Raw genomic sequence first — 7,157 nt, forward strand, 5'->3', positions numbered from 1 at the left:
GACGGTGGCGGCGCCCAGCGAGAAGAACTCGTGCCCCTGCGCCTCGACGTTCTCGTCGAGCAGCACTTGTTCGCCGGGAATGTCGGTGTTCTCGTCGAACACCGGAGGTGTCCAGTCGTCGGGATCTGCGACGGGGCACCGGCATTGCACACCGTACTGCTTGCCCTGGAAGCTGCGGCCGTAGTACCACCAGTCGCCGCGACGGGTCGGCACCGACAGGTCGGTCTCCTTGGTGCGGGCCTTGATCTCGTCGAAGATGGTCTGCCGCAGCGGCGCCAGGTCCCCGGTCACGTGCTCGGTGTAGGCGTTCTCCGCCTCCAGGTAGTCGAGCACGTCCTTGCTGGACTTGTCACGCAGCCACTCGTAGGGGTCGACGAACACGTCGCCGTGGTGTTCCCTGCGGGTGTCGACGCGCTTGGCGGTGGGCGGCTTCACGCGGCGTGTCCGATCCAGTCGGCGAACGAAAGACCCGAGATACGTTCGTAGGCTTCGATGTAGCGCGCCCTGGTGGCGTCGACGACATCCGGTGGAAGCGGTGGCGGGGCCTGGTCGCCGTGGCGATCCCAGCCGGACCCGGGGCTGGTCAGCCAGTTGCGGACGAACTGCTTGTCGAAACTGTCCTGCACCTGTCCCTCGGCGTAGTCCGCGGCGGGCCAGTACCGGGACGAGTCCGGTGTGAACACCTCGTCGGCGAGCGTGAGCTTCCCCTGCGCGTCGACGCCGAACTCGAACTTGGTGTCGGCGACGATGATGCCCTTGGTCAGCGCATGCGCGGCGCCGTGGCTGTAGGTGCGCAGGGTGAGCTCCCGCAGTTCCTCGGCACGGTCGGCGCCGATCAGGCCCGCGACGTCGTCGAAGGAGATGTTCACGTCGTGCTCACCGAGCTGGGCCTTGGTGGCCGGGGTGAACAGCGGCTCGGCGAACCTGCTCGCCTCCACCAGGCCCGACGGCAGCGCGATGCCGCACACGGTGCCGGTCTGCTGGTAGTCGATCAGCCCGGACCCGGTCAAGTAGCCGCGGGCCACCGCTTCCACGGGCAGCATCTCCAGTTGCTCGACCACCAGCGCGCGGCCCAGCACCTCCTCGGGGATGCGCTCGTCGTCGGGCGGGCCGGCCAGGTGGTTGCGCACACCGGCCGCGCCGCTCAGGTAGTCGAAGAAGAACACGCTCATCGCGGTCAGCACACGCCCCTTGTCCGGGATCTCGGACTTGAGGATGTGGTCGTAGGCCGAGATCCGGTCCGTCGCGACGAACAACAGGTGACCGTCGTCGATGCGGTACAGCTCACGGACCTTGCCGCTGGCCAGGTGCTGGTAGTCGGTCAGAGCGGGACGCATCGGGCCAGCCTATCGGGCCGCCACAGCCGGTCTGTGTGCTGTGATCGATCACATGACGTCACGCTGGATCCCTTACGCCACGACTCCCGCGCGGCTGTTGTGGCAGCTGGTCAGCGACATCGTGATGATCACCTGGACGGCCGTCTGGGTGTGGGTGGGTGTCGCCGTGCACTCCGCGGTGTCGACGGTCGCCGAGTTCGGTTACCAGGTCGAGAGCGGCGCCAACGGGGTGGCCGGCAACCTCGACTCCGCCGGGCAGAGCGCAAGCGACGTGCCGCTGATCGGCGGGACGCTCGGCGGGCCGTTGACCGCGGCCGGCGATGCGGCGCGCGAGATCGCCGGCGCCGGCCAGAACCTCGGCGTGACGGCAGGCTGGCTGGCGTGGCTGCTGGCGTTGGCCGTCGCCGCGCCCCCCATCCTGGCGTTGATGATGCCGTGGCTGTTTCTGCGGATACGCTTCTTCCGGCGCAAATGGACCGCCGTGACGCTGTCGTCCACCTCGGCCGGGGAGCAGCTGCTGGCGTTGCGGGCACTGGCCAACCGGCCGTTGCCGAAACTCGCCGCGATCAGCACCGACCCGGTGGGCGCGTGGCGGCAGCAGGACCCGGTCGCGATCCGCGGCCTGGCCGCGCTCGAGCTGCGGGCTTCGGGCATCCGGGCCGCCAACCTGAAACGCGCCGAGTAACGACTATTTCAGCAGGCGTTTGAGCGAGGTTCCGAACGGGTGCCGCGCGGTCACCGACCCGAACACCACCCTGCCCGCGACCACGACGTGCAGCCGCCCCGACGGCGGGTCGGTCATCACCTTCACCGACACGGACGCCGCGATGTTGGCGACGCGGTTCAGGTCGGCGGTGGCCCCGTCGGGAAGGATCAGCTCGGTGGAGCTGAAGTAGTCGTCGATGTCGATGTACACGACGGGGCTCTGCAACACAGCAGACGTGAAATCCAAAGTGGTCGAACACATCCGGGTGACCAGCCGGAGGCGGGCCGGGGCGGTCCACGGACCTTTGCGCGAGATGCTCGACATCCAGCTGCTCAGCACTTCCGGCGGCGCGGGTTCGGGCTGACGACGGACGTGGGGCAGGTCGGCGATCACGGTGTCGAGTTCACGGCGGGTCCGCGCCGCCAGCACCACGTCGACCCGCTCGGTGTACTCGTCGAGGGTCAGCATGCCCTGCCCCACCGCGTGCTCGAGAATCTGTGTCACCGCGGCACGATCGGCATCCGACGCCCTGATGTCGGGTTGTCGAGGGTCCATGTGGTTCGAGCTTAGGCTGAAGCGGTCAGCTCGACCAACAGGTGCCGGATGCCGGTGTGCCGGTTGCTGCGGGTCCACTCCACCGCACGCGCGAGGGTCACCGTCTCGAAGCGGCGCAGGATCTCCTCGAAGATCACCCGCAGCTCCAGCCGGGCCAGGTTGGCGCCCAGGCAGTAGTGCACACCGTGCCCGAAACCCAGATGCGGATTGGGTTTCCGGGTGATGTCGAAGCGGTCCGCGTCGGCGAAGACCGCGGCGTCGCGGTTGGCCGAGCCCTCCCACACCAGCACCTTCTGGCCGGGCTCGACTCGATGGCCACCCAGGGCGGCACGCCGGGTCACGGTGCGCCGCTTCGACGGTGACGGCGACGTCCACCGCACCATTTCCTCGATGGCCGTCGGCAACAAACCGGGGTCCGCACGCAGCGCGCGGTAGGCGTCGGGGTTCTCGACCAGCGCCAGCAGGCCTCCGGCGATCGCGTTGCGGGTGGTCTCCGCGCCGGCGCTGAACAGCAGGTTGAAGAACAGGTAGCTCTCCAGGTCGGACAGTTCCGGGTCCGCGGAGTTCACGACCACCGAGAGCATGTCCTCGCCGGGGTCGGCGCGCTTGGCCGCGATGAGTTCCCGGCCGTACTCGAACATCCGCGACCCGGCCTCCTCGACCGAGAGCCGGGTGATCGACGCCTTGCGCGCACCGCCGAAGTCGAAGCTGGGCTCGATCGCCTCGAACAACCAATGCCGTTGCGCCTCAGGAACTCCCAGCAGGATGCAGATCATCTGCATCGGCACCTCGGCGGCGACGTCGGTGAGGAAGTCGAAGGGCTCGGCACGGGGCACGGCATCGAGCAGCCGCCGTGCCCGGTCCCGGAGATCGTCCTCGACCCGGCGGATCATCCGCGGTGTCAGCCCCGAGCTGACGAGCCGGCGCACCGCGGCGTGCCGCGGGTCGTCCATCATGTTCAGCAGTTGACCGGCGATCGGCAGGTCCTGCAGCAGGGTGCCGCCGAACGGGCGCTCACCACCGGTCACCGACGAATAGGTGTCGGGATCCCGGAACACCGCCAGGGTTTCGGCGTGCGTGGCCACCGACCAGAAACCCTCGCCGTCGGGGGTGTTCTCGGTCGGCTCGTGCCAGAAGACCGGTGCCTGCTCGCGGTGCAGCGCGAACAGCTGGTGCGGGAACCCGGCCGCGAAATTGTCCAGATCGGTGAAGTCGATCCCGGCGAGGGCCCCCGCGACCGTCACAGGATCGCGCCCGAGGTGTACCGGGCGGCGTCGGGATACCGGCCGATCAGGTCGTCGACGGCCGCGACCACCCGGTCGACCTGGTCGCCGGCGGCGCCGGTGAAGACCTGCTTGTCGGCCAGCGCCGCGTCGAGCGCGGGCCGGTCCAGCGGCAGCCGCGGATCGGCCGCCAGCCGGTCCAGCAGGTCGGGTTCGGCGCCCTTCTCCCGCATCGCCAACGCCACCGCGACGGCGTGCTCCTTGATCACCTCGTGCGCGGTCTCACGCCCGACACCGGCGCGGACCGCCGCGATGAGGATCCTGGTGGTGGCCAGGAACGGCAGATACCGGTCGAGCTCCCGCTGGATCACCGCGGGGTAGGCGCCGAACTCGTCGAGCACGGTCAGGAACGTCTCGGTCTGGCCGTCGAGGGCGAAGAACGCGTCGGGCAGCGCGACGCGGCGCACCACCGAACAGAACACGTCGCCCTCGTTCCACTGGGCGCCGGCCAGCTCGGCGGCCATCGAGGCATATCCGCGCAGCACCACCTGCAGCCCGTTCACCCGCTCACACGACCGGGTGTTCATCTTGTGCGGCATCGCCGACGACCCGACCTGGCCCGGCGCGAAACCTTCGGTGACCAGTTCGTGGCCCGCCATCAGCCGGATGGTGTGCGCCAGCGACGACGGACCGGCACCCAGCTGCACGAGCGCGGACACCACGTCGTGGTCGAGGGAACGCGGGTAGACCTGACCGACGCTGGTGAACATGTCGGAGAAGCCCAAAAACTGGGCGACCCGCCGCTCCAGGTCGGCCAGGCGCCCGGTGTCCCCGCCGAACAGGTCGAGCATGTCCTGCGCGGTGCCCATCGGGCCCTTGATCCCGCGCAGCGGGTAGCGGTCGATCAGCTCGATGACCCGGTTGAGCGCGACGAGCAACTCCTCGGCCGCCGAGGCGAACCGCTTGCCCAGTGTGGTGGCCTGCGCGGCGACGTTGTGGCTGCGCCCGGCCATCACCACATCGCGGTAGAGCGCGGCCCGCTCGGCCAGCCGGGCGAGCACCGCGATGCCGTGGTCTCGCACCAGTTCCAGCGAGCGGCGGATCTGGAGCTGCTCGACGTTCTCGGTCAGGTCGCGACTGGTCATGCCCTTGTGCACGTGTTCGTGCCCGGCCAGCGCGTTGAACTCCTCGATGCGGGCCTTCACATCGTGGCGCAACACCCGCTCCCGTGCGGCGATCGAGGCCAGGTCCACGTTCTCCAGCACCCGCTCGTAGTCGCCGACGACCCCGTCGGGGACGTCCACGCCGAGCTCGGCCTGCGCCTTCAGCACCGCCAGCCACAACCGCCGCTCGCCGACGATCTTGGCTTCCGGTGACCAGATCGCCACCATCTCTTCGCTGGCGTAACGATTGGCCAGGACGTCAGGGATACTCACGAACACACAGCCTATCGGCCGCTCTACCGGCGAAGAATGAGGCACAGTAGGCCTCATGCACTTCGTCGGGCTCGATCTCGCGTGGGGTGAGAAGAACCAGACCGGCGTCGCGGTGGTCGACGCCGCCGGTCGCCTTCTCCACGTGGGAGCAGCCCACGACGACGGCAGCATCGAAGCCGCGCTCGCCCCCTTCACCGAGGACGACTGCCTGGTCGCGATCGACGCCCCGCTGATCGTGAAGAACCCTACCGGCCATCGGCCCGCCGAGAACGCCTACAACCGCGACTTCCAGCGTTTCGAGGCCGGCGCCCGCCCGGCGTTCACCGACCGGCCCGAGTTCAGGCATCCCCGCGCCGCCCGGATCGCCGAACGCCTGCGCCTCGACATGGATCCGTCGTCGAGTTCCCCGCGGCGGGCGATCGAGGTGTATCCGCATCCGGCGACGATCGTGCTGTTCGAACTGGAGAAGACGCTGAAGTACAAGCGCGGCCCGTTCGAGGACCGGCAACGCGAGCTGCTGCGGCTGATGACGCTCATCGAGGACCTCGACGACGCGACACCGCGGCTGCGGGTCAATCGCAGCGTCGCGTGGGTCGAGCTGCGCAAACGGGTGGAGGCCGCCACCAAACCCAGCCACCTCGACCGCGACGAGGATCCGGTGGACGCGGTGCTGTGCGCGTACGTGGGGCTGTACTGGTACCACCGGCCACAGGACGTGACGATCTACGGTGACTTCGCGTCCGGTTACATCGTCACCCCGTCCCTGCCGCCGGATCGGCGCCCGAAGAGCGCACGAACTCGCCGGACGTCGCCATCGGCCACGCCGTCGCCCGCCGTCGCCGAGTACGCGTCCCGGCGCCCGGGACTGGTCGCCGCGACCGACCACTACCTGGGGCTGGTCACCGGGCTGCTCGACGAGGCGGGCATCAACTACCTGTCGGTCACCGCACGCACCAAGACCGTGGAGTCGTTCGCCGCGAAGGCCGACCGCCGCGCCGCGGACGGCACGCCGCTCTACCGCGAGCCGTTGGTGGAGATCACCGACCTGATCGGACTGCGCGTCATCACGTACCTACGTGAGGACGTCGCGACGGTGGCCGAACTTCTCGCCGAGGAGATCCGCCTGCTCGACGACCGCGACATGGGGCAGGAGACGGCCCGCGAGGGGCGGTGGGGCTATGCCAGCCGACACCTGCTCGTCGGCGTGGAGGGCGTGCAGCAGCCCGCGTCGATTCAGGTGCGCACCGTGCTCCAGCACGCGTGGGCGGAGTTCGAACACGAGATCCGGTACAAGGGATCGATACCCGCCGCTCACGCGCCCGATCTGGACCGCCGCTTCACCCTGGCCGCCGGGCTGCTCGAACTCGCCGACCGGGAGTTCTCCGCCGTCCGCGAACGGCTGCGCACCACGACACCGGAGATCACCGAGATCACCGACGATCCCCGGATCCCGACCGCGGTGCTGGCCACCTATCTCGGTAACCGGTTCCCCGACGCGGGATGGTCGCGCACCGACCACTATTCGTGGATCGCGGGGCTGCTGCTCGACCTGGGAATCGAGTCCATCGAGGCGGTGGACGCCGTGCTGGCCGGTGTGGACACCGACGCGGTCAACGCCGCGATGGACTACCGCTACCCGGCGGGCGCGGTGCGACGGCTCGACGACGCCCTGCTGGCGGTGTTCGGTCGCCGCTACCTTGACCTCGACGGCAACGCACACCGAACGGCGTTGCTGGAAAACCGGTTACAGCGGTTGACCGGGAAACTCGGCTAGTGCGGGCCTGAGCCCAGATGGGTCGGGTCGGTGATGTGGCCGTCGCGGATGCCGAGCTGTTTGTTGATCTGCTGGGTGATGAAGAACAACACGACACCGATGGCGACGAGCGCTCCGGCGACGATG

General features: G+C 69.1%; 6 protein-coding genes and 1 pseudogene. 2 read left to right on the plus strand and 5 right to left on the minus strand.

Annotation, left to right across the window (positions count from 1 at the left end; translation table 11 throughout):
• Both ASJ79_RS14910 and ASJ79_RS14915 read right to left on the minus strand, forming a co-directional pair.
• A pseudogene (locus tag ASJ79_RS14910) lies at window positions 1–435 on the minus strand (oligopeptidase B); the annotation flags it as partial.
• On the minus strand, window positions 432–1,337 hold the full coding sequence (locus ASJ79_RS14915) for a phosphoribosylaminoimidazolesuccinocarboxamide synthase (RefSeq protein WP_067956442.1): 906 nt from the start codon (window positions 1,335–1,337) through the stop codon (window positions 432–434). The pseudogene ASJ79_RS14910 and the gene ASJ79_RS14915, both read right to left, overlap by 4 nt.
• A gap of 52 nt (window positions 1,338–1,389) precedes the next feature.
• Here ASJ79_RS14915 and ASJ79_RS14920 point away from each other — a divergent pair, with 52 nt between their 5' ends.
• Entirely contained in the window at window positions 1,390–2,022 is a 633-nt protein-coding gene (locus tag ASJ79_RS14920) for a hypothetical protein (protein ID WP_067956444.1), read from the plus strand.
• Between the two features lie 3 nt (window positions 2,023–2,025).
• Here the strand turns inward: ASJ79_RS14920 and ASJ79_RS14925 are convergent, their stop codons facing one another.
• Genes ASJ79_RS14925 through purB form a run of 3 tightly spaced genes read right to left on the minus strand, consistent with a single transcriptional unit; the run spans window position 2,026 to window position 5,257 of the window.
• On the minus strand, window positions 2,026–2,598 hold the full coding sequence (locus ASJ79_RS14925; protein ID WP_067956447.1) for a DUF1707 domain-containing protein: 573 nt from the start codon (window positions 2,596–2,598) through the stop codon (window positions 2,026–2,028).
• A gap of 11 nt (window positions 2,599–2,609) precedes the next feature.
• Window positions 2,610–3,842, minus strand: a complete 1,233-nt coding sequence (locus tag ASJ79_RS14930) for a cytochrome P450 (protein WP_067956448.1) — start codon at window positions 3,840–3,842, stop codon at window positions 2,610–2,612.
• A complete protein-coding gene (gene purB, locus ASJ79_RS14935) occupies window positions 3,839–5,257 on the minus strand; it encodes an adenylosuccinate lyase (RefSeq protein WP_067956452.1) in 1,419 nt (472 codons plus the stop codon). Before purB ends, ASJ79_RS14930 begins: the two co-directional genes overlap by 4 nt.
• Before the next feature lie 55 nt (window positions 5,258–5,312).
• Between purB and relZ the strand changes: the two genes are divergently transcribed.
• Window positions 5,313–7,031, plus strand: coding sequence for a bifunctional ribonuclease/(p)ppGpp synthase (gene relZ, locus ASJ79_RS14940; protein ID WP_067956450.1), 1,719 nt, complete (start codon window positions 5,313–5,315; stop codon window positions 7,029–7,031).
• Window positions 7,032–7,157: the final 126 nt, after the last annotated feature.

The organism is Mycobacterium sp. NAZ190054, from assembly GCF_001545925.1.
Lineage (GTDB): Bacteria > Actinomycetota > Actinomycetes > Mycobacteriales > Mycobacteriaceae > Mycobacterium.